The sequence below is a fragment of the Streptomyces sp. NBC_00094 genome, from assembly GCF_026343125.1.
GTDB lineage: Bacteria > Actinomycetota > Actinomycetes > Streptomycetales > Streptomycetaceae > Streptomyces.
Window position 1 is genome coordinate 4,571,583 of the sequence record NZ_JAPEMB010000001.1, and the last position, 19,866, is coordinate 4,591,448.

At 74.3% G+C, this 19,866-nt stretch carries 16 protein-coding genes; 6 read left to right on the forward strand and 10 right to left on the reverse strand.

Features of this window, described 5'->3' with window-relative positions:
• Positions 1 to 80: 80 nt before the first annotated feature.
• On the reverse strand, positions 81 to 2,609 hold the full coding sequence (locus OG580_RS20255; protein ID WP_267045085.1) for a helicase-associated domain-containing protein: 2,529 nt from the start codon (positions 2,607 to 2,609) through the stop codon (positions 81 to 83).
• A 72-nt stretch (positions 2,610 to 2,681) separates the two neighbouring features.
• On the opposite strand from OG580_RS20255, the gene OG580_RS20260 reads away from it, so the two are divergent.
• Positions 2,682 to 3,725, forward strand: a complete 1,044-nt coding sequence (locus tag OG580_RS20260) for a hypothetical protein (RefSeq protein WP_267045086.1) — start codon at positions 2,682 to 2,684, stop codon at positions 3,723 to 3,725.
• Between the two features lie 89 nt (positions 3,726 to 3,814).
• Here the strand turns inward: OG580_RS20260 and OG580_RS20265 are convergent, their stop codons facing one another.
• From OG580_RS20265 to OG580_RS20275, 3 genes are all read right to left on the reverse strand, one after another.
• On the reverse strand, positions 3,815 to 4,621 hold the full coding sequence (locus tag OG580_RS20265; protein ID WP_267045087.1) for an ABC transporter ATP-binding protein: 807 nt from the start codon (positions 4,619 to 4,621) through the stop codon (positions 3,815 to 3,817).
• Positions 4,618 to 5,655: an iron chelate uptake ABC transporter family permease subunit gene (locus OG580_RS20270; RefSeq protein WP_267048062.1), complete on the reverse strand. Its 1,038-nt coding sequence runs from the start codon at positions 5,653 to 5,655 to the stop codon at positions 4,618 to 4,620. Before OG580_RS20270 ends, OG580_RS20265 begins: the two co-directional genes overlap by 4 nt.
• 71 nt (positions 5,656 to 5,726) lie before the next feature.
• The gene (locus OG580_RS20275; protein WP_267045088.1) at positions 5,727 to 6,731 is read right to left on the reverse strand and encodes an iron ABC transporter permease; all 1,005 of its coding nucleotides are present in this window, start codon (positions 6,729 to 6,731) and stop codon (positions 5,727 to 5,729) included.
• Positions 6,732 to 6,835: 104 nt separating this feature from the next.
• Between OG580_RS20275 and OG580_RS20280 the strand changes: the two genes are divergently transcribed.
• A complete protein-coding gene (locus OG580_RS20280) occupies positions 6,836 to 7,477 on the forward strand; it encodes an HAD family hydrolase (protein WP_267045089.1) in 642 nt (213 codons plus the stop codon).
• On the opposite strand, the gene OG580_RS20285 is transcribed toward OG580_RS20280, so the two are convergent.
• Positions 7,465 to 7,743: a hypothetical protein gene (locus OG580_RS20285; protein WP_267045090.1), complete on the reverse strand. Its 279-nt coding sequence runs from the start codon at positions 7,741 to 7,743 to the stop codon at positions 7,465 to 7,467. The two genes, OG580_RS20280 and OG580_RS20285, sit on opposite strands and share 13 nt — an antisense overlap.
• Before the next feature lie 145 nt (positions 7,744 to 7,888).
• Between OG580_RS20285 and OG580_RS36160 the strand changes: the two genes are divergently transcribed.
• On the forward strand, positions 7,889 to 8,272 hold the full coding sequence (locus tag OG580_RS36160) for a cold-shock protein (RefSeq protein WP_323182583.1): 384 nt from the start codon (positions 7,889 to 7,891) through the stop codon (positions 8,270 to 8,272).
• Between the two features lie 39 nt (positions 8,273 to 8,311).
• On the opposite strand, the gene OG580_RS20295 is transcribed toward OG580_RS36160, so the two are convergent.
• From OG580_RS20295 to OG580_RS20310, 4 genes are all read right to left on the reverse strand, one after another.
• Positions 8,312 to 9,163, reverse strand: a complete 852-nt coding sequence (locus OG580_RS20295) for a 1,4-dihydroxy-6-naphthoate synthase (RefSeq protein ID WP_267045091.1) — start codon at positions 9,161 to 9,163, stop codon at positions 8,312 to 8,314.
• Positions 9,160 to 9,906: a futalosine hydrolase gene (locus OG580_RS20300; RefSeq protein ID WP_267045092.1), complete on the reverse strand. Its 747-nt coding sequence runs from the start codon at positions 9,904 to 9,906 to the stop codon at positions 9,160 to 9,162. The genes OG580_RS20295 and OG580_RS20300 overlap by 4 nt, the downstream gene beginning before the upstream one ends.
• Positions 9,907 to 9,913: 7 nt before the next feature.
• Complete coding sequence (locus OG580_RS20305) at positions 9,914 to 10,393, reverse strand: DUF2771 domain-containing protein (RefSeq protein WP_267045093.1); 480 nt, start codon at positions 10,391 to 10,393, stop codon at positions 9,914 to 9,916.
• A gap of 224 nt (positions 10,394 to 10,617) precedes the next feature.
• On the reverse strand, positions 10,618 to 12,006 hold the full coding sequence (locus OG580_RS20310) for an MFS transporter (RefSeq protein ID WP_267045094.1): 1,389 nt from the start codon (positions 12,004 to 12,006) through the stop codon (positions 10,618 to 10,620).
• A 568-nt stretch (positions 12,007 to 12,574) separates the two neighbouring features.
• On the opposite strand from OG580_RS20310, the gene OG580_RS20315 reads away from it, so the two are divergent.
• From OG580_RS20315 to OG580_RS20325, 3 genes are all read left to right on the forward strand, one after another.
• Positions 12,575 to 13,504 (forward strand): DUF3027 domain-containing protein, encoded by a 930-nt coding sequence (locus tag OG580_RS20315; RefSeq protein ID WP_267045095.1) that lies wholly within the window; start codon positions 12,575 to 12,577, stop codon positions 13,502 to 13,504.
• 155 nt (positions 13,505 to 13,659) lie between these two features.
• Positions 13,660 to 16,809, forward strand: a complete 3,150-nt coding sequence (locus OG580_RS20320) for a sacsin N-terminal ATP-binding-like domain-containing protein (protein WP_267045096.1) — start codon at positions 13,660 to 13,662, stop codon at positions 16,807 to 16,809.
• A 1,256-nt stretch (positions 16,810 to 18,065) separates the two neighbouring features.
• Entirely contained in the window at positions 18,066 to 18,890 is an 825-nt protein-coding gene (locus tag OG580_RS20325; RefSeq protein ID WP_267045097.1) for a hypothetical protein, read from the forward strand.
• A gap of 40 nt (positions 18,891 to 18,930) precedes the next feature.
• On the opposite strand, the gene OG580_RS20330 is transcribed toward OG580_RS20325, so the two are convergent.
• Complete coding sequence (locus OG580_RS20330; protein WP_267045098.1) at positions 18,931 to 19,791, reverse strand: LAETG motif-containing sortase-dependent surface protein; 861 nt, start codon at positions 19,789 to 19,791, stop codon at positions 18,931 to 18,933.
• Positions 19,792 to 19,866 lie beyond the last annotated feature (75 nt).

A 19,866-nucleotide genomic window follows, 5' to 3' on the forward strand; every position in this document is an offset into this window, starting at 1 on the left:
GTCCTTCCGGCACCGTGCCGTTCCCGTAACGGCCAATCCTCCAGTCTGCCTGATACCCGCCTCTTGCCGCGATGCCGGCGTCACACCTGGTCGTCCGCCAGTTCCGCCACGCCCGTGATCCGGTGCAGGGGGTACGTACGGACCTCGTCGGCCGTGTGGTCGTAACCCGTCACGAAACCGCCCTCCACACGGACCGGGGCGAGGACCCGCTGGCTCGCCGCGCCCTCCGCGTTGACGTAGCCGATCCAGACCGCCGAGCCGGTCATCACGGCCGCCTGGACCGTCACCAGCGTCTCGGCCGCCGACGTGCGGGGCAGCGCCCCCGCGACCGTCGGGGTCGCGGGCTCCTTCCGCACCACCGTCGCCGCCCGGTCACCGGCCCGGATCGCCCGGACCGCCGCACCCAGGAGCGTGGCGTCGGGGACCGGCGGGCCGTCGGGGACGGGCACCGGGGCCGTACGGGCCGGAGTGCGGTACGCGTCGGCGCGGGCGATCAGCAGGTCGCCCTCCGCGGACTCGGCGGCCGGGGCGTACCCCATCGACCGCAGCCCGTCGAGCAGCGACCCCGGATCCGTCTGCGCGGCGAGCACCGTCGGCGCGATGCGGCGCAGCCCCAGGAGCGCGGACCGCCGGTCGGCCAGGATCTCGCCGAGCACGGTGTCGTCGTCGCAGCGCACGTACGCGGACGCCGCCCCCACCTTCAGATGGCCGTGACGTCTCGCGACGTCGTCGATCAGATAGGCGAGCGGCTGCGGGACGGGCGTCGTCGAGTGCTTCGTCAGGAAGTCGTGCAGCTCGGTCGCGGTCTGGCCGGAGTCGAGCGCGCGCCGCACGGAACCCGGCGTGAACCGGTAGACCGTCGCCCCACCCTTCGACTCCACGTCCGCGAGAACACCCAGCGCCTCCGCCAGCGGCCGCCGCAGCGGACCCGGCGCGACGGCCGTCAGGTCGGCCTGGAGCAGGACGTGGTCGACGGCCTCGGGCAGCAGCGGCGCCAGCAGCGTCGCCGCACGGGTCGCCGCCACCGACACCTCGACCCCGCCGCCCGGGTCGGTCGGCGACGCGGCCTCGGCCAGCGGCAGGTTGAGCAGCGCCCGCGCGGGACCGCAGAGCGCGCCGCGCCCGGTGAGCCCGAGCAGTTCGGCCTCCTCCAGGGTCCAGCGCGCCATCCGGGACCGCAGGTCGGCGGCGCCCGCCGAGGCGTGGCCCCCGGCGCCGCGCAGCGGCCGCTCCCAGCGCAGCCGGGCGAGCAGCGACTCCGGGTCGGCGGCGGCGCCCGGCGGGAGCGTCGCGAGCAGCAGCAGGACCCGGTGGCGGACCTCGGGCGCCGACGAGCGGTCGAGCTCAGGACCGAGGACGGAGAGCGTGCGGCCCTTCGTGTCCTGGCCGCCGACGAGCCCCGACGTGCGGGTCGCCGTCAGCCAGGGCGTGACGAGCCGCGCCCACCGCTCGGCGGGCGGCAGGTCCAGCCAGTCGTCGTAGGCGGGCGTCGGCGCGTACCGCTCGTCGGCCTCGCCGTCCGAGGCCAGCAGCCCCGCCGCGTAACCGAGCTCCAGCCAGAACGCGGCGATCGGCTCCGACACGTCGAGCAGCGCCGCGACCCGCTTGAGGTCCCGCACGGCGAGCCCGCCCGCACGCAGGACCGGCGGACCGCCCCGGTCCCAGGACTTCAGCAACTCCTCGATCGTCGCGAGCGCCACGTACGCCTGCCCGGCGGCGGCACCGTCCACGACCTGTGGGCGGTAGTCCCGCTGCACCACCGGCTCCGGCGGCAGCGGCTCCGGCAGCCGGTGCGCCCGCCCGCCCCGCAGATGCAGCGCCACCTCGCGCGGCAGCACCATCGTCCGCGGCGACACCGGAAGCAGCAGACCCCGGTCGCGCAGCCAGCGCACGGGAGGCGCCGGGTTCGCCGTCACCTCCCCGTACGGCGGACCCCACACCAGCCGGTCCAGGACCGCGAGCGCCTCCGGCGGCGCCGTGTCGAGCAGCGCGTCCATCCGGGCCCGGTCGGTGAAGAGCCCCGTCAGGACCGCCACCGCCGACACCGGATCGTGCGTCGACGTCAGCCCGGCCGCCGCGATGATCTCCTGCACCCGGCCCGGCGACATCCCGGACGTGGCCTCGGCGACCGTCGGCCCCAGCCCGGTCGGCGACGGATGCTGCGCCGACGGCGCGAGAAGCTCCCGCGCCGTACGGACGAGCCGCATCCGCTCGTCCTCGCCCCACACCAGCGCCTGCTCGCGCAGCATCGCGACCGCGCCGGGCAGCGCCGCCTCGATCTCCGGATCGCCCTCGTCGCCGGTGAGCAGCGAGCGGAGCACGGAGTACGGAGTCGGGTCCTGCGCCACGGCGAGCGCCTCCGCCGTCTGCAGGGCGAACCGGTCGAGCCGCTCGATCGCCCGCACCACCGAACCGCGCGTACCGGCACGAGTGGCCAGCTGTGTCAGGTCGTTCGGCACAGGACCCAGCAGGTCAGGCCGGGCGCGCAGCAGCGCGGCGAGGCCGTCGTCACCCCGTGCCCGCAGTGCTTCCGCGAGTGTGCGCGGCGCGGCAGCGGCGCCAGATGCTTCAGCCACGTGCGCCTCCAGGTCGAGCTCACCGGTCCCCATCCGCCCCACGTTAGCCCCTGCCCGCGCGCTAACGTCGGGGCGTACCGGGCGAACCGGCTGTGGAGGGGCACTGTGGGGATCGAGAGCGACCAGTTGGTCTACGACTATCTGAGCCGGGTCGGCGATCTGGCACAACAGCGCCAGTTGCCCGCGAGCGACCGGATGAAGCTGGTGTCGACCCTCCGGAACGAGATCGACCGCCGTCGCGCCACGTACGGGGAGGAGAGCCCGGCGGCGGTACGCGGCATCCTCGGCGCGCTGGGCACACCGGACGAGGTCGTGGAGCGGGCGGAGGACGCCCCGGGCGGCGGGACACCGGTGCCGCCCCCACGATCCGCCTCCCAGGGCCGCGGGACACCGGCCCCGCCCCCACGATCCGCGTCCCCGGGCCGCCGCACCAGGCCCGGGAAGCGGCCGTCCCCCTCGGTGCCGCAGCCGCGCGAGAGCGGCAGGGAACCGGACTGGTGGCGCACGGACACCACCGACACCACGGACGCCGACATCGACGGGCTCGACGCGCTCGACGCGCTCCGCGCCCCGGACATCGCCGGCGCGGTCCCGGGGTTCGTCGGCGGCATCGAGAGGCCGGACCTCTTCGAACCCCCGGCCCCCGAGGAGTACGACGACGAGGAGGACGAGGACGAGGAGTCCGCGCCGAGGCGGAGGTGGCGCCGCCTCGCCCGCGCGGTCCTGCGACGCAAGCCCGCCCCGGAGCCGGAGCACGCCGAGGGACCGGACGCAGCCGAGGACCCGGAGACCGCCGCCCCCACCCGCCGCCGCCTCGGGAACCCCTTCGTCCTCCTCGCCGCGCTGCTCCTGATCGGCGGCGCGGCCTTCGGCTCGCTCGTCGCCCTCGCCGCCGGCTGGCTCCTCGCGTGCGCCTCGCGCCGCCTGACCCCCGGCGAGGTCAAGGGCGCCGTCCTCGTCGTCCCCGGTCTCGCCGCCGCGACCGGCGTCGTCTGGCTGTGGGGCCGCGTCGAGGGCCGCTGGGGCGAGGCGGTGGCCCCCGGCGGCCCCGCGATGAGCGCGGCGATCTCCGAGACCTGGCCGTGGGTCCTGCGGGGCGCGGCGGTGGCCTCGGCACTGTTCCTGCTGTGGCGCTCCCGCAGGCACTGAGGCCGCGCCAGGGGGTGTCTTGCCGATCAGGCCGGGCTCGCGGGGCCCTGGGACCGCTCCCTGTTCCGGCCTGATCGCCCGGACACCCCCTACGACACCAAGTCGTCGGCGTGCCAGGGCGCCCCGGGCACCACCAGCGGCGAGCCCGTCACCGGATCGGGGACGACGACCGACTCCAGGCCGAACACGTCCCGTACGAGCTCCGCCGTCACGACCTCCGTCGGCGGGCCCTCCGCGACGACCCGGCCGTCCTTCATGGCGACGAGGTGGTCGGCGTACCGGGCGGCCTGGTTGAGGTCGTGCAGGACGAGGACCACGGTCCGGCCGCGCAGCCGGTTGAGGCGGCGCACCAGGTCGAGGACCTCCACCTGGTGGGAGATGTCCAGGTAGGTGGTGGGCTCGTCGAGAAGGAGCAGGTCGGTCTCCTGGGCGAGGGCCATCGCGATCCACACCCGCTGCCGCTGACCGCCGGAGAGCGCGTCGACGGAACGGTCGGCGAGCGCGGCGACGTCCGTGCGCTCCATGGCGTCGGTGACGGCCCGCTCGTCCTCCTCCGACCACTGCTTCCACCAGGCCTGGTGCGGCTGCCGGCCCCGGGAGACGAGGTCGGCGACGCTGATCGCCTCGGGCGCGACCGGCGTCTGCGGAAGCAGCCCGATCGAGCGGGCGATCCGCTTCGTCGGAATCCCGGCCAGCTCCTCGCCGTCGAGGAGGACGGCGCCGCCCGCCGGCTTGAGGAGCCGGCCGAGGGCCCGCAGGGTGGTGGACTTGCCGCAGGCGTTGGGGCCGACGATCACGGTCACCTTGCCGTCGGGGATCGCCAGGTCGAGCTCGTGCACGACGGTGCGGTCCTCGTAGGCGAGCGTCAGCTCGCGCGCGGTCAGCCTGCTGGTCATGCCTTTCCTTCCGTACGGCCCCGGACGATGAGCCAGATCAGATACGGGGCGCCGACCGCCGCCGTGAGGACGCCGACGGGCAGTTCGACGGGGGAGAAGAGCCGCCGGGCGAGCAGGTCGGCGACGACGACCACCACCGCGCCCGCGAGCGCGGAGCAGAGCAGCGGGATCTGCGCGGTCCGTGTCATGCGGCGGGCGATCTGCGGGGCGAGCAGCGCCACGAAGTCGACCGGTCCCGCGACGCCCGTCGCCACGGAGGCGAGGACGACACCGACGGCGACGAGCCCGAGCCGGACCCGGCCGAGCCGCACGCCGAGCGCGGTCGCCGTGGAGTCGTCGAGGGAGACCGTCCGCTGGGCGCGGGCGGCCCACAGCACGGCCGGCAGCATCAGGAGCAGCGTCCAGCGGAGGGGCGCGGACTCGTCCCAGCCGCGCCCGTTGAGGGAGCCGGTCATCCAGATCTGGGCCTGCTGGGCGACGAGGTAGTCGCCCTTCGTCATGAAGAGGGTGGTGAGGGACCGCAGCGCGATCGCGAAGCCGATGCCGATGAGGACGAAGCGGGTGGCGTGCAGCCCACCGCGCCAGGCGAACACGTACACGAGCGCGGCGGCGAGGACGCCGCCCGCGATCGAGAGGTACGGCAGCACGGTGTACGAGGTGAGGCCGAAGGTCATCGCGGCGACGGTGACGGCCCCGGCGCCCTGACTGATGCCGATGATGTCGGGGCTGGCGAGCGGGTTGCGGGCGACGGTCTGGATGAGGGCGCCCGCGACGCCGAAGGCGGCGCCGACGGCGAGGGCGACGACGAGCCGGGGCTCACGCAGCTCCTCCACGACGAACGCGGACGGCGACGGCTGCCCGAGGACGATCCGTACGACCTCCGAGGGGGCGACGAACCGCTCACCGACGCAGAGGTACGCGACGGAGGCGGCGACCAGGAGCAGGAGGAGCCCGCAGGCGACGAGGGCCGAGCGCCGATGGACCAGGAAGGACCCGCGCCCGGCACGCAGGAGCCCGTACCCGGCGGGCCGCACGGGAGAACCGGGTCGTACGGGAGGAGCGGGCCGGTCGGGAGGAGCGGGCTGCACGGGAGAAGCGGTGGCACTCACGCGGGCACCGCCTTCCGCCGCACCAGCGTGACCAGGAACGGCACCCCGATGAGCGCGGTCATCACCCCGGCGGGCACCTCGCCCGGCGGGAAGACGACCCGGCCGGCGACGTCCGCGACGAGCAGCATCACCGGCCCGATCAGCGCGGCCATCGGCAGCACCCAGCGGTGGTCGGAGCCGACGACGGCCCGCGCGATGTGCGGCACGGCGAGGCCGACGAAGGCGACGGGCCCGGCGGCGGCCACGGCGGCGCCGGTCAGGACCGTCGCGCCGAGACCGCCCACGATCCGTACGGTCGCGACCCGCTGACCGAGCCCCTTGGCGACGTCCTCGCCGAGCGCGAGCGCGTCGAGGCCGCGCGCCACGGAGAGCACGAGGACCGCGCCGATCAGCAGGAACGGCCAGATCTGGCCGACGATCTGGGCGTCGCGCCCGTCGAGCGAGCCGATCTGCCAGAACCGGAACTCGTCGAGCGCGGACGCTCTGGTCGTGAGGATGCCGGTGGTGACGGAGAGCAGCAGCGCGTTGATCGCGGCGCCGCCGAGCGCGAGCTTCACGGGTGTGGCCCCGCCGCGCCCGCCGGACGCGATGGCGTAGACGGCGACGGAGGCGAGCGCGGCGCCGCCGAAGGCGAACCACACGTACCCGCCGAGGCTGTGCACCCCGAAGAAGGCGATGGCGAGGACGACGGCCACCGACGATCCCTGGCTGATGCCGAGGATGCCGGGGTCGGCGATCGGGTTGCGGGTGATGCCCTGGAGCGCGGTGCCGGCGAGGGCGAGCGCGACGCCGACCATCAGCCCGATGAGGGTACGGGGGACGCGGAGCTGCCGTACGACCTCGGCGTCGTCGCCCGTACCGCCGTGCAGCAGGGCGTCGAGGACGGTCGAGGGGGCGATGGGGCGGGCGCCCACCGCGAGGCTGAGGAGGACGGCGAGCAGCAGGGCGACGACGGCCGCCGAGGTCGCGAGGACCCGTCTGGAGGGGAAAGCGGCTGGCATGGGGGACCCATCGGCGGACGTGCGGGGTTCGGTAAGGCTGGCCTCAGTGTAAGCAGCACGGATTATTCGAACGCGGGGCCCCGGGCGTCCCCGACAATGGCCCCATGACGATCACCGAGCAGCCCCCGCAGCCCCCGTCCTCCCCGCTGACCGTCGGCTTCGACCTGGACCTGACGCTGATCGACACCCGCCCGGGCATCAAGGCGGCCTTCGAGGCCTTCTCCGCGGAGACCGGCGCCGAGATCGACGCCGACCTGGTCGTCTCGCGCCTCGGCCCGCCGCTCGAACAGGAGATGGCGCACTGGTTCCCCGAGGAGCACGTCCCGGAGATGGTGGCCCGCTACCGCGCGCTCTACCCGGTGTACGCGATCGAGCCCTCGCGTCCGATGCCGGGCGCCCGGGACGCGATCGAGGCGGTGCGGGAGGCGGGCGGCCGCACGATCGTCGTCACCGCCAAGAACGGCCCGCACGCCGAGCTGCACCTCGCGCACCTCGGCATCGAACCCCACGCCGTCGCGGGCAGCCTCTGGGCCGAGGGCAAGGCGGAGGCCCTGCGCGCCCACGGCGCCCAGGTGTACGTGGGCGACCACGTCGGCGACGTCCGCGGCGCCGCCACGGCGGGCGCCCTCTCGGTGGCCGTGGCGACCGGCCCCTGCGCCCCCGACGAGCTCCGCGCGGCCGGCGCGGACGTGGTCCTCACGGACCTGACGGACTTCCGCGCGTGGTGGGAGGGCTACCGCGCCTGAACCGGCGCCCCCGCCCCCTGCCGGGCCTGCCGCCGCTGGGCCGCGATCGACCGCAGCACCCCGGCGGCTGCGACGAGGAACCCGACGCCCATGAGCATGGACACGGTGTACGCGACCGTGGGGAACGGCTCGGTCCCGAGGAACAGCGGAGCCACCGTGACCAGCGTCGCCACGGCACCGACGGCGAAGAGGACGACACCGACCTTGACGAGCCCGTCACCCGGGACGCTGTCGTCCACCGGCACGGCAGGGGTTTCACTACGCATCCCGCCAGGGTAGTTCCCAGGCCGGAGGAACACTTCGGCGGCGTCTTGTCAGGGACGTCGGGAGCACTAGCCTTGGTGCCGGCGGGTCGGGCGACCCGCTGTTTGCCATACCCAGCCATCCCCAGCGACGAGGACGAGGACGGACGTGCCTACCGGCAAGGTCAAATGGTTCAACAGCGAGAAGGGCTTCGGCTTCCTCTCCCGTGACGACGGCGGCGACGTCTTCGTGCACTCGTCGGTGCTCCCCGCCGGAGTCGACGCGCTGAAGCCCGGCCAGCGGGTCGAGTTCGGGGTCGTCGCCGGTCAGCGCGGTGACCAGGCGTTGTCCGTGGTGATCCTCGACCCGACCCCGTCCGTCGCCGCGGCGCAGCGCCGTAAGCCCGACGAACTGGCGTCCATCGTCCAGGACCTCACGACGCTCCTGGAGAACATCACGCCGGCCCTGGAGCGCGGCCGCTACCCCGAGAAGACCCAGGGCAAGAAGATCGCCGGCCTGCTGCGGGCGGTCGCGGACCAGCTCGACGTGTAGGACCCGGACCCGGTGACGTGAGCGGACCCGGGACCGGTCTCAGGGGAACGACAGCGCGTCCGGGCCGAGGGGCGGTACGAGTCCCTCGGCCGCGGCGCGGGTGAGCAGCCCGCGGACGGCCGCGTAGCCGTGTTCGCCCAGGTCCGCCGTGAACTCGTTGACGTAGAGGCCGATGTGCTGGTCGGCGACCTTCGGGTCCATCTCCTGGGCGTGCTCCAGGACGTACGGCCGGGAGACCGTCGGGTCGTCCCAGGCCATCCGTACGGATGTGCGGGCCGACTCGGCGAGCAGCCGCAGGGTCTCCTCGCCCAGGGAGCGGCGGGCGACGATCGCGCCGAGCGGGATCGGGAGCCCGGTCGTGGCCTCCCAGTGCTCGCCCATGTCGGCGAGGCAGTGCAGGCCGTAGCTCTGGTACGTGAAGCGGGCCTCGTGGATGACGAGCCCCGCGTCGACCTTGCCGTCGCGGACGGCGGGCATGATCTCGTGGAACGGCATGACGACGACGTTCCCGACGCCTCCCGGCACCGCCTCGGCCGCCCACAGCCGGAAGAGGAGGTACGCGGTCGAGCGCTCGCTCGGCACGGCGACCGTCTTCCCGGCGAGGTCCGCCCCCGTGGCCTCGTCGCGTGTCAGCACGAGCGGCCCGCAGCCGCGGCCGAGGGCGCCGCCGCAGGGCAGCAGCGCGTACTCGTCGAGGATCCACGGCAGCACGGCGTACGAGACCTTCAGGACGTCGTGGTCGTCGGCGCCGCCCTCCGCCCAGCCGTTGGTGACGTCGATGTCGGCGAAGGTCACGTCGAGCCGGGGGGCGCCCGGGACGCGGCCGTGGGCCCAGGCGTCGAAGACGAACGTGTCGTTCGGGCAGGGCGAGTAAGCGATCTTCAGTTTCATGGCGCCTCCACGAAGACGGTGGGGTGCAGGAGCGCGAACGTCTGCCGGAGGGCGGCCAGGGCCTCGCCGATGCGCCAGGCGGCGCGGTCACGGGGGCCGACGGCGTTCGACACGGCCCGGATCTCGACGACGGGCACGCCGTACGCGGCGGCGGCCTCGGCGACTCCGAAGCCCTCCATCGCCTCGGCGGCGGCCCGCGGGTGGCGTCCGGCCAGTTCGGCGGCGCGTCCGGCGGTGCCGGTGACGGTGGAGACGGTGAGGACGGGCGCGACGGTGTGCGGCCTGCCGCCGGCGGTGAGGGCGGCGGAGAGCGGGCCGGTCAGGGAGGGCGGTACGAGGTGCGTGGACCGTCCGAAGCCGAGCTCCTCGACGGTGAGGTACCCGTCGGGGGTGTCCGCGCCGAGGTCGGCGGCGACGATCGCGTCGGAGACGACGACGGTGCCGATCGGCGCGTGGGGTGCGAATCCGCCGGCGATTCCGGCGGAGACGACGAGGTCGTAGGGGGTGACGCCGCCGGTTTCCGCCAGGGAGGCGTAGGCCAGTGCCGTCCCGGTCGCGGTGGCCACGGCCGCGGGGCCGACGCCGCCGACGAGGACGTCGACGCGTGCCCCGCCCGGGTGGGCCCGGCCGAGGGTGAGGCCGCCCGGGAGCGACAGGGTCTCCGGGGCGTCGAGACCGAGGCCGGCGGCGACGGAGTCAGCCTCCGCCGCCACGGCCGTCACGATCAGGATCCGGTGGAGCACCGGCGGATCAGGAGTCCTTCTTCAGCTGGAAGTGCCAGATGCCGGTCAGCTTCTTGCCGGTGTTCTCGACGATGGTCACCTGGGTCTGGTCGGTGGCCTCGCCGGTCTGGCTGGAGAAGAAGGCGCTGGCCGGAATGGTCCGGTACGTCTTCGTGTACGGCTCGGGCTCGGCCTGCTGGCCGCCGAGGAAGATCGTCCAGCCGTGGTCCGCGATCTCGGGGTCGACCCCGAAGCGGACCTTGTCGTCCATCGCCACGGTGATGGACTTCTCGGCCTTCTTGTTGAGGCACTGCTGGATCTGCGACTCCTTGATGGCGTCGCCGTCGTTGTAGCAGGCGGCCTCGGAGTGGATCGAGTCTGTCCCGACCGTCACGGTCGCGATCGGAGTCGGCTTGTCGCAGGCGGAGAGTACGAGGAGCCCGGCGGAGACGGCCCCGAGGGCGACGGCGGCCCGGCGGCGCGAGCCGGAGAAGAACGCAACGGTCATGAGCCGAAGGCTATCGGGCCGCCGCGCCCGCGCCACGCGGGGGTACGGCGTGCCGCCACTCCGTGACCTCGGGAGACCCGATGAGGCCCCCCGTAAGACATCGGCGACTAGGCCACCTGGGGGCGCGGCTGTCCCCCTGGCCGTTCGAGAGACCTACGGCTTTGCGCCCCCGGGGCCTTAGACCTATGGCTTTGCGCCCCCGGGGCCTTCGAGCGTCCCCGCGGCTACGCCACCCGGTCCTTCGAACGGCCTTGCGGGCCTTGGGGGCCGGGCGGCCGGCGGGCCGCGGTGAGGAGGCCCCGGACCGCGAGGAGCGCGCCCAGCGCCAGGATCCCGGCCGCCACGGCCATGCCCAGCGTGCCGTTCAGCGGCAGCGCGATGCCGATCCCGCCGCCCACCACCCACGCCATCTGCAGCGCCGTCTCCGAGCGCGCGAACGCGGACGTCCGCACCACCTCCGGCACGTCCCGCTGGATCAGCGCGTCCAGCGACAGTTTCGACAGGGCCTGCGTGAGGCCCGCGACCGCGCCCAGGACGGCGACCATCAGGCCGCCGAAGAAGATCGCCGCGCAGATCGCCGTACCGCACACCACGCTGATCATCGTGGCGATGATCACCTCGGGCCCGTGGCCCCGGTCGCGCAGGAGCGAGCCGGCCGCCGTGCCGCACGCGTTCCCCACGCCCGCCGCCACGCCCACGATCCCCAGGGAGACGGCGGCGCTCTGCCCCGACAGCGGGTGCTCGCGCAGCAGGAACGCCAGGAAGAAGATCAGGAAACCCGACAGCATCCGCTGCGCCGCGTTCGCCTCCAGGCCGTGCAGGACGGACGGGCCGACCGTCCGCAGACTCGGCTTCCGCTCGCCGTGCGTCAGCAGGTGCGCCCGCCGTTCACCCTTCGCCGAGTCCACCTTGGGCGGCATCCGCAGCGCCCAGAACGCGCCCAGCAGGAACAGCGCACACGCCCCGTACAGCGGATACCGGGGCCCGATCAGCTGGAGTCCCGCCCCGATGGGCGCGGCGATCCCGGTGGCGAGCAGCCCGGCGAGGGTGACCCGGGAGTTCGCCTTCACGAGCGAGAACCCCGGTGGGAGCAGGCGCGGGACGACCGCGCTGCGCACCACCCCGTACGCCTTCGAGGCGACCAGGACGCCCAGCGCCGCCGGGTAGAGCTCCAGGCCGCCGGTGGTGACCGCGCCCGACATCATGATCGCGAGGACCGCGCGGGTCAGCATCGCGCCCGCCATCGCCGCGCGCCTGCCGTGCGGGATGCGGTCCAGGAGCGGGCCGATCACCGGGGCGAGCAGGACGAAGGGGGCCATGGTGACGGCCAGGTAGAGCGCGACGCGGCCGCGGGCCTCGTCGGTGGGGACGGAGAAGAAGACCGTGGAGGCGAGGGCGACGGTGATCATGACGTCACCGGCGCCGTTCACGGCATGCAGCTCGATGAGTTTGCCGAGCCCCGATTCGCCCGCGCCGTGGGCGTGAGTGGCTTTACGGATGCCTTTCGCGGTCCCGGTGAAGGGCAGGTGCAGGGCGCGTCCGACCGTCCGGCCCGCTCGGCGGAGCGGTCCGGCATGATCTTCGGATCGTGCGGGGGACCGTGCGGCTGCCACTCCGTCATAGTGCCCCACCGGCGCGCCGGACGAACCGTGGCGCGGCGAGGGCGGCGGATTTCGGCGGCGGTTCGGAGCCGGTCCGGCGGCGGTTCGGCGGCGGTTCGGCGGTGGTTCGGAGACGTCGCGGAGCCGGTTTCCGTGTCGGTACGGAGCCGTCCGGCCGCGGTACGGAGCCGGTCCGGCACCGGTCCGACGCCGGTACGGAGCCGGTTTCTCCCGCTCCGAAACGGGTCCCGCGCGGCGCCCTACCCGTGTGGGACCAGGGCACCGGGTGGGTCGCGCGGCCCCCGGGGCCGTCCGCGATACGGGCCACTTGGGGCGGGCAGGTGGGCGGAGGCCCGCGAACGGGGTAGCGTGCGTAGCGCGTCACCGGCGGAAGCTCTCGGCCGCGCGCCTCTTCGGCATCCCGCAGAATGGATGACGTTAGGTGTGCCCGAGACACGCGAGACAAGTCGGGTGCGGACGTCGATGCGGCCCCCTGGTCCGCTCCGCCCGCCGCCCGTGGCTTCGCTCCCGCCCCTCGGCCGGCGCACCCGTGAGACGGCGTAGGAGAGAAGCGAGACCTGTGAGTGCTGCGACGACGCGAAGCGGTACCCCGCGTACCCCGCGAGCCACGCGTATCCCCGACCGCCTGTGCGTCGAGGCGGTAGACCTCGCCAGGGAGGCCGCCGAGGAGGCGGCCGCGCCCGGCATCGTAGGCGCGCACGTCGAGGTCGTCGCGGAGGGCGACCGGGTCGTCACGCACTTCTTCGAGTGCAAGGAGCCCGGCTACCGCGGCTGGCGCTGGGCGGTGACCGTCACCCGGGCATCCCGCGCCAAGAACGTCACGCTTGACGAAACCGTCCTGCTGCCCGGCTCCGACGCCCTCCTCGCCCCCGAGTGGGTGCCGTGGAGCGAGCGTCTGCGCCCCGGCGACATGGGCCCGGGCGACCTGCTGCCCACCGAGCAGGACGACCTGCGTCTCGAGCCCGGCTACTCGGGCGAGGACGCGCCGCCGCCGAACTCGGTGGTCTCGGAGGAGCTGGCGGAGCACCTCGACACCGAGGACGCCGAGATCGTCTCCCGTACCCCCGCGCGGGGCACCGTCGCCTCGGTCGCCGAGGAGCTCGGGATGCGCCGGGCCCGGGTCCTCTCCCGGTACGGCCTGCACGTGGCCGCGGACCGCTGGGACGAGGCCTTCGGCGCGAAGACCCCCATGGCCCAGGCGGCGCCCGCGTCCTGCGAGTCCTGCGCGTTCCTGGTGCCGATGGCCGGCTCCCTGAAGCAGGCGTTCGGCGTCTGCGCCAACGAGTTCTCCCCGGCGGACGGCCGGGTCGTCTCCCTCGCGTACGGCTGCGGCGGCCACTCGGAGGCCGCGATCATGCCGAAGCCCCCGCGCCCGGCGCCCCCGGTGCTCGACTCGATGGCCTCGGACGTCTTCCCGCTCCGCCCGGCCAAGGACTCCGGCTCGACGACGGAGCCCGACGACTCCTCCGAGGACCTGGGCCACTCGTAGCCTCCCGGGGCGTCCGGGGTGTGCTTCCGCACGCCCCGGGGCAGGGACGTGCCCTGGCGGCCGGGGTGGGGCGGAGCGCGGTACCTTCGGGCCCCGGACCTTCGGGTCCGGGAGCGTCACCGCCCCGGTGGTCGCCCCGATCACCGCCCCGCAGAGTGGAGTCAGACGTGAGCGTCAGCGTCCGGACGACGACCGACGGAACCGATCCCTTCGGCACCGCACGGCTGCGGCGGGGCGTTCTCGACGCCTGGGGCGCCTCACCCGCCCGGTTCCGGGAGGACGCCAACGCCGAGGAGGACCTCGCGCTCGGCGGCTACCGCGACCGGCTCGTCGTCGAACTCGCCCAGAACGCCGCCGACGCGGCCCACCGCGCCGGCGTCACCGGCCGTCTCCGTCTCACCCTGCACGCGGCCGACGACGAGAGCCCCGCGATCCTCGCCGCCGCCAACACCGGCGCCCCGCTGGACGCCGGCGGCGCCGAGTCGCTGTCCACGCTCCGTGCCTCCGCCAAGCGCGAGCAGGGCCCCGGCGCCGTCGGCCGCTTCGGTGTCGGCTTCGCCGCCGTCCTCGCCGTGACCGACGAGCCCGCTGTCCTCGGCCGGCACGGCGGCGTCCGCTGGTCCCTCGCGGAGGCCCGCGAACTCGCCGCGGAGTCCGCCCGGTACAGCCCGGGCCTGGGCGACGAACTGCGGCGCAGGGACGGCCACGTACCCCTCCTGCGGCTTCCGCTGCCCGCCGAGGGCACCGCGCCCGACGGCTACGACACGGTCGTCGTCCTCCCGCTGCGCGACACCGCCGCCCGCGATCTCGCCGAGCGGCTCCTCGAATCGGTCGACGACGCGCTGCTCCTCACCCTCCCGGGTCTCGCCGAGATCGTCGTGGAGACGGCCGAAGGGGTGCGGACCCTCCGCCGCGCCGAGGACGACGGGTACGTACGCATCGAGGACACGGAGACCGGAACGCACCGCTGGCGGACCGTCTCCCACAACGGGCCCCTCGACGCCGAACTCCTCAAGGACCGCCCGGTCGAGGAACGGCTCCGCCCCCACTGGTCCGTGACCTGGGCCGTTCCCGTGGACCCCGAGGGAGCTCCGCGCTACCCCCGTACCGAGCCCGTCGTGCACGCCCCCACGCCCACCGACGAGCCCCTCGGCATCCCCGCCCTCCTCATCGCCTCCCTGCCGCTGGACACCGCGCGGCGCCACCCGGCGCCCGGCCCGCTCACCGACTTCCTGGTGCAGCGCGCGGCCGACGCGTACGCCGAACTCCTCGCCGACTGGCACCCGGTGACGACCTCGACCCTGGACCTCGTGCCCGGCCCGCTCGGGAAGGGCCCGCTCGACGGGGCGCTGCGCGAGGCGATCCTGGACCGGCTGCCGAGGGTCGCGTTCCTGGCGCCCGCCGCCCCCTCCGAGGAGCTCCCGGCGCTCCGCCCGATCGAGGCGGAGGTCGCGGAGGGCGCGGGTGCCGAGACCGTCGACGTCCTCGCCGAGGTGTTCCCGACGCTCCTCCCGGCCGGCCTGGAGCGGCGCCCCGAGCTGCGCACGCTCGGCGTGGGCCGCGTGCCCCTGACGGAGGCGATCGACCGGCTGGCCGGTGTGGACAGGGCCCCGACGTGGTGGTGGCGCCTCTACGGCTCCCTGGCCGGCGTCGACCCGGACCGCCTGACGGGTCTCCCGGTGCCGCTCGCGAACGACTCCGACGGGGAGGACGTCCGGATCCGCACGACGATCGGCCCCCGCCAGGTCCTGCTCCCGCAGGACCGGACGCCTGCCGAGCTGACCCGCCTGGGCCTGAAGGTGGCCCACCCGGAGGCGGCGCACCCACTCCTGGAGAAGCTGGGCGCCCTCCCGGCCACGCCCCGCGCGATCCTGACGACCCCGCAGGTGCGGGCGGCGGTAGCGGCCTCGCTGGACGCGGGCGAAATCTGGGACGAGGACGCGGACGCGCTGGACGCGGAGGAACTGGCGGAGACGGTCCTGGCCCTGGTCAGGGACGCGGAGCTCGACCCGGGCGAGGAGCCCTGGCTCGGCGCGCTGGCCCTGCCCGACGAGGACGGCGAACTCTCCCCGGCGGGCGAGCTGGTGCTCCCGGGCTCGGCCTTCGCGGCGGTGATGCGCGAGGACGAACTGGCCTACGTGGACGCGGACCTGGCGGCCCGCTGGGGCGAACGCCCCCTGGCGGCCTGCGGGGTTCTGGCGAACTTCGCCCTGGTCCGTGCGACGGACCTGGTCCTCGACCCCGACGAGGTCGAGCCCCGGGAGGGCGACTACCCGGAGCCGGACGACGCCGGGCTCCTGGACGCGGTCGACGTGTGGTGCGAGGACGTCCTGGACCGCCTGCCGGAGTCCCCGGTGCCGCCGGTGGCGACGGAGATCGTGGCGGTGCGGGACCTGGACCTGGTGGACGACGAGGCCTGGCCGCAGGCCCTGGCGCTCCTGGCGCGGCCCCCGCTCCGTGACGCCCTCACCCAGCCCGTACGGATCCTCCTCCCGGACGGCACGACGGAGACCGTCCGCTCGTACACGGCGTGGTGGCTCCGGGACCACCCGGTCCTGGACGGCCGCCGCCCGGCAGGCCTTCGGGCGGAGGGCTCGGACCCGCTCCTCGTCGGCCTGTACGACTCCGCGGACGCGACCGGCTTCGACGACGAGCAGGTCCTGCGGGCGCTCGGCGTCCGTACGTCGGTGGCGGCGCTCCTGGAGGAGCCGGGCGGCGCGGCGGAGCTCCTGGCCCGCCTGGCGGACCCGACCCGCGAGGTCACGGCCCCCCAACTGCACGCCCTCTACACGGCCCTGGCGGACCTGGACCCGGACCAGGTCACGCTCCCGGACGAGCTGCGGGCGGTGGTGGACGGAGAACTGGTGGTGGTGGACGCGGCAGAAGCCCTCGTAGCGGACGCCCCCGACCTCCTCCCCCTCACAGGAGACACCCCCCTCCTCCCGGTCGCGCCGTCCCGCGCGGCGGACCTGGCGGAACTGCTCCAGGTCCGCCGTCTGAGCGAGACGGTCGAGGCGGAGGTGACGACGGTCGGCGAGGAACACGAGGTCCCGCCCTCGGTCCACGCCCTCCTGGGCCCGGCGACCCCGTCCTCGTACATCGAGCACGAGGAACTCCGTGCGGGGGGCGTGGAACTGGACTGGCGGGTCACCCCGGACGGCATCCTCCACGCCTCCACCCTGGAAGGCGTGGCAGCAGGCCTGGCCTGGTCGGCATCCCAGTGGCCCCGCCGCTTCGAGGTAGCGGCCCTCCTGGAGGACCCGTCCCGCACCACGGAACTGGCGAGGGACCGCTGGTTCGACTGAGCCGGGCCCGACAGGCGAAGGTTCCGGACGGCCTCCGGCGGAGGCTCAGGGGGCAAACGTCTCCGACGAGCCCGGGGCGGGGCGCCGGGTGTGACCGCTTCCGGCGAGCTTCTGGCGGGGCCGCCCCCTTCCCGAGTGTGGCGGCCTCCACCACCGCGTCAAGGGCGCTCCCGTCGGTCGCGTCGGCGAAGCCGATGGCCTACGGCCACCCTTGACCCGGCGGCGGAGGCCGCCTGTTCACACGCGGGGGGCGGCCGGGGGCGTGGCCACGCGGGGGCCCGGGCAGTGTCCGGGGTCGGACGGCGGGTGGCAGGCCGGTGGGTGGGTGCTTGGCTAGCGGCCGAGGCCGGTGGGCACGTTCGGTCGGTTCGGGGTGCGCGGCTGTTGAATGGGGCGGCCCGGCGGCGCTTAGCGAGTCACGGCCGGTTCGTTGGCGGGGATTCAGGCCCCGCTGGTCTGTCTTGGTGGGTGGTGGTGCTACTGGCGAGACATTCGTGCACTTCCTCGGCCCGAAGAGGGCGATGCACCCCCTTTGCCCCCTTTCCCTCTTACCTTCAGGCCTGCTACTCGGAGTAACTTCGGGTTAGGTATGTCTCCACCCGCCGGGAGTGACCAGCGGGGCCTGAATCCCCGCCGACCGACGGCCGCGACCCCGCTAAGCCTTGCCCGGCTGCCCCATTCAACGACCGCGCACCCCGAACCGACCGAACGTGCCCACCCGCCTCGGCCGCTAACCGAGCCCCCACCCACCGGCCTGCCACCCGCTCACGCGACCCCGGCCGCTGCCCGGGCCCCGGCGACCCCGGCCCCCGGACCGCCCTCCGAGAGTTGTTGCGCGGCTTCCGCCGCCGGGTCAAGGGTGGCCGTAGGCCATCGGCTTCGCCGGCTTGCCCTTGACGCGGTGGTGGAAGGCGCGACTCTCGGAAAGAGGGCGGTCCCACCAGAAGCCCAGTGGAAACGTCCACCCCAGGGCCCCCGCCGGGGCGCGGCAGACCGCGCCCCGGTCGGGCTCGACGCCCTTATAAGAAGGTGGGAAAGACATCTCCAACCCGCCCTCCCGCTCCCCAACTGGCCTTGCCACACGTTCGGGTGAAGGAGTGTCCGCTGTGCGGACGGATGCGGTACGGTCGGCCGCAGCAATGGCATATGCAAGGGCGTATGCAACTCGGCCCCCGGCAGGACTGGCATCCTGACGAGGGCCTGACCAATCAGGAAGAGAACGCTTCCCCATGGCTTGTCCGCAGTCTAACGCGGTCGTGTCCGCGTACCCCGTTCCGTTCGAGATCCCCGTCGACGCGCCCCGCTCCGGGGTGATCCGGGTGCGGTTCCGGCATACCGACCGGTTCACGATCATCGGCAATCACCTCGCCCAGCACCCGAGCCTGTCGGCCGCGGCTATCGGGCTCGGCGTGCACATCCAGTCGCTGCCCGAGGGCGCCGACTGCACCGTCAAGACGCTCACGAACCGGTTCACGGAAGGTGAGATCACCATCCGACGCGCGCTCAACGAGCTTGTGGTGGAGGGGTATCTGGAGCGGCACCGCGTTCCGCTCGGGGGTGGGCGGTTCGCCACGCGGATCGTGTCGTACGACAAGCCCGGGTGCGGGCTGCCGGTACGGCGCGCGGCGGCGCCCGTCGAGCCCGAGCCCGAGCCGGTACCGGCAGAGCCCGTACCGGACGACGTGCCGTTCCCGGAACCTGCCGACCTCCCCTGCGGGCCCGCCGTCGGCCTTCTCGCGCGGCTGCGGACCGTCGACTCCCGGCTCCTGCTGCCCTGGCGGGACGTCCTGCGGCTCGCTCCCGCCGTCGAGCGGTGGCTGGCCCGGTCGGCGACTCCGGCCCAGGTCACGCGTACGCTCACGGCCGGCCTGCCGCCCGCCCACGTGCCCATCCACCACCCCGGACGGTTCATCGAGCACCGCCTCGGCGCGCTGATGCCGCCCCCGCTCTCCGCCGCGCCGCCGCCGGCGGCGGCCGAGGGGCCCGCGCCGCTGATCACCTGCGACGGGTGTGACCGCGCCTTCCGCAGCCACGATCCCGACGCCGTGTGTGCCGACTGCCAGGCGGCGGCGGCCGACTGAGCCCCCGGGCTGTCAGCCCCTGGGCCGTCAGCCCGGGCCGTCAGGCCTTGCGGCGGCGGGTGAAGAAGACCGCCGCCGCGCCGAGAACCACGATCGCGCCGCCGACGACGGCGAGGGTGGTGGTGGCGCCGGAGGAGCCGGTCTCCGCGAGGTTCTCGCCGGGTGCCGGAGTGGTGGGCGCCGTGGTGGTGGGCGTCGGGGCCGGGGCGGAGGAGGTCGTGGTCGTGGGGGCGGGCGTGGCAGTGGGGGTGGGGGTTGCGGCCGGGGTCGACGTCGACGTCGTGGGTGACGGCGTCGCGGTCTGCGTCGGCTGGGTGCTCGCGCCCTGGATCTTGAAGGCGTCGTTGCCGTTCGACGTCGCCCGGCAGTCGACCTCCTTGCCGGTGTCCGGGAAGCGGTAGACGTCCGCGAAGCCGCCGATGAAGGCGAACTCGACGAACATCGGATCCTGGGGGAGCGGGCCGGACTTGACGCGCAGGTCGTAGTCCTTGGTCTCGCCGGCCTTCAGCGACGGGATCACGTCGATGTTCTTCGACCCCATGTCCAGGAGGTCGTGCCAGCTTCCGTCGGCGGCCTTCATCTGGAACTGGAGGTACTCGAACGTCGGGTCCTCGAACTCGGCCTGGCGCCAGGGGTACGCCGTCACCTCGACGTCCGACAGGTCCTTGTCGCCGATGTTGGCCACCGAGCCCTTGATCGGCTGCCAGTCGCCGCCCACGAGAACCGGGTCGGTGACCTCGACCTTCGCGACGAGCGACTTCTGCTCGTAGTCCCCGTTGGCCGTCGACACCTCCGTGCAGGAGGGCAGTCGGGCCGGGGCCTCCGCCGCGTGGCCGGCGGGGGAGGACAGGAACAGGGCGGCGGTGGTGAGGGCCACGATGGCGGTCGGGCGGATCTTCATCAGGAGTTACCTCTCACGGGTGTCCGCTGACACCCCGGGTGCGACAGTCGTTCGTAAGGACGACTGCCGAGACTC

What these genes read in the sequence shown, in the direction of transcription:
- OG580_RS20255 (WP_267045085.1), bottom strand. Translation starts at nt 2,609, where the DNA reads ATGGGGACCGGTGAGCTCGACCTGGAGGCGCACGTGGCTGAAGCATCT.
- OG580_RS20265 (WP_267045087.1), bottom strand. Translation starts at nt 4,621, where the DNA reads ATGACCAGCAGGCTGACCGCGCGCGAGCTGACGCTCGCCTACGAGGAC.
- OG580_RS20275 (WP_267045088.1), bottom strand. Translation starts at nt 6,731, where the DNA reads ATGCCAGCCGCTTTCCCCTCCAGACGGGTCCTCGCGACCTCGGCGGCC.
- OG580_RS20280 (WP_267045089.1), top strand. Translation starts at nt 6,836, where the DNA reads ATGACGATCACCGAGCAGCCCCCGCAGCCCCCGTCCTCCCCGCTGACC.
- OG580_RS20285 (WP_267045090.1), bottom strand. Translation starts at nt 7,743, where the DNA reads ATGCGTAGTGAAACCCCTGCCGTGCCGGTGGACGACAGCGTCCCGGGT.
- OG580_RS20295 (WP_267045091.1), bottom strand. Translation starts at nt 9,163, where the DNA reads ATGAAACTGAAGATCGCTTACTCGCCCTGCCCGAACGACACGTTCGTC.
- OG580_RS20305 (WP_267045093.1), bottom strand. Translation starts at nt 10,393, where the DNA reads ATGACCGTTGCGTTCTTCTCCGGCTCGCGCCGCCGGGCCGCCGTCGCC.
- OG580_RS20330 (WP_267045098.1), bottom strand. Translation starts at nt 19,791, where the DNA reads ATGAAGATCCGCCCGACCGCCATCGTGGCCCTCACCACCGCCGCCCTG.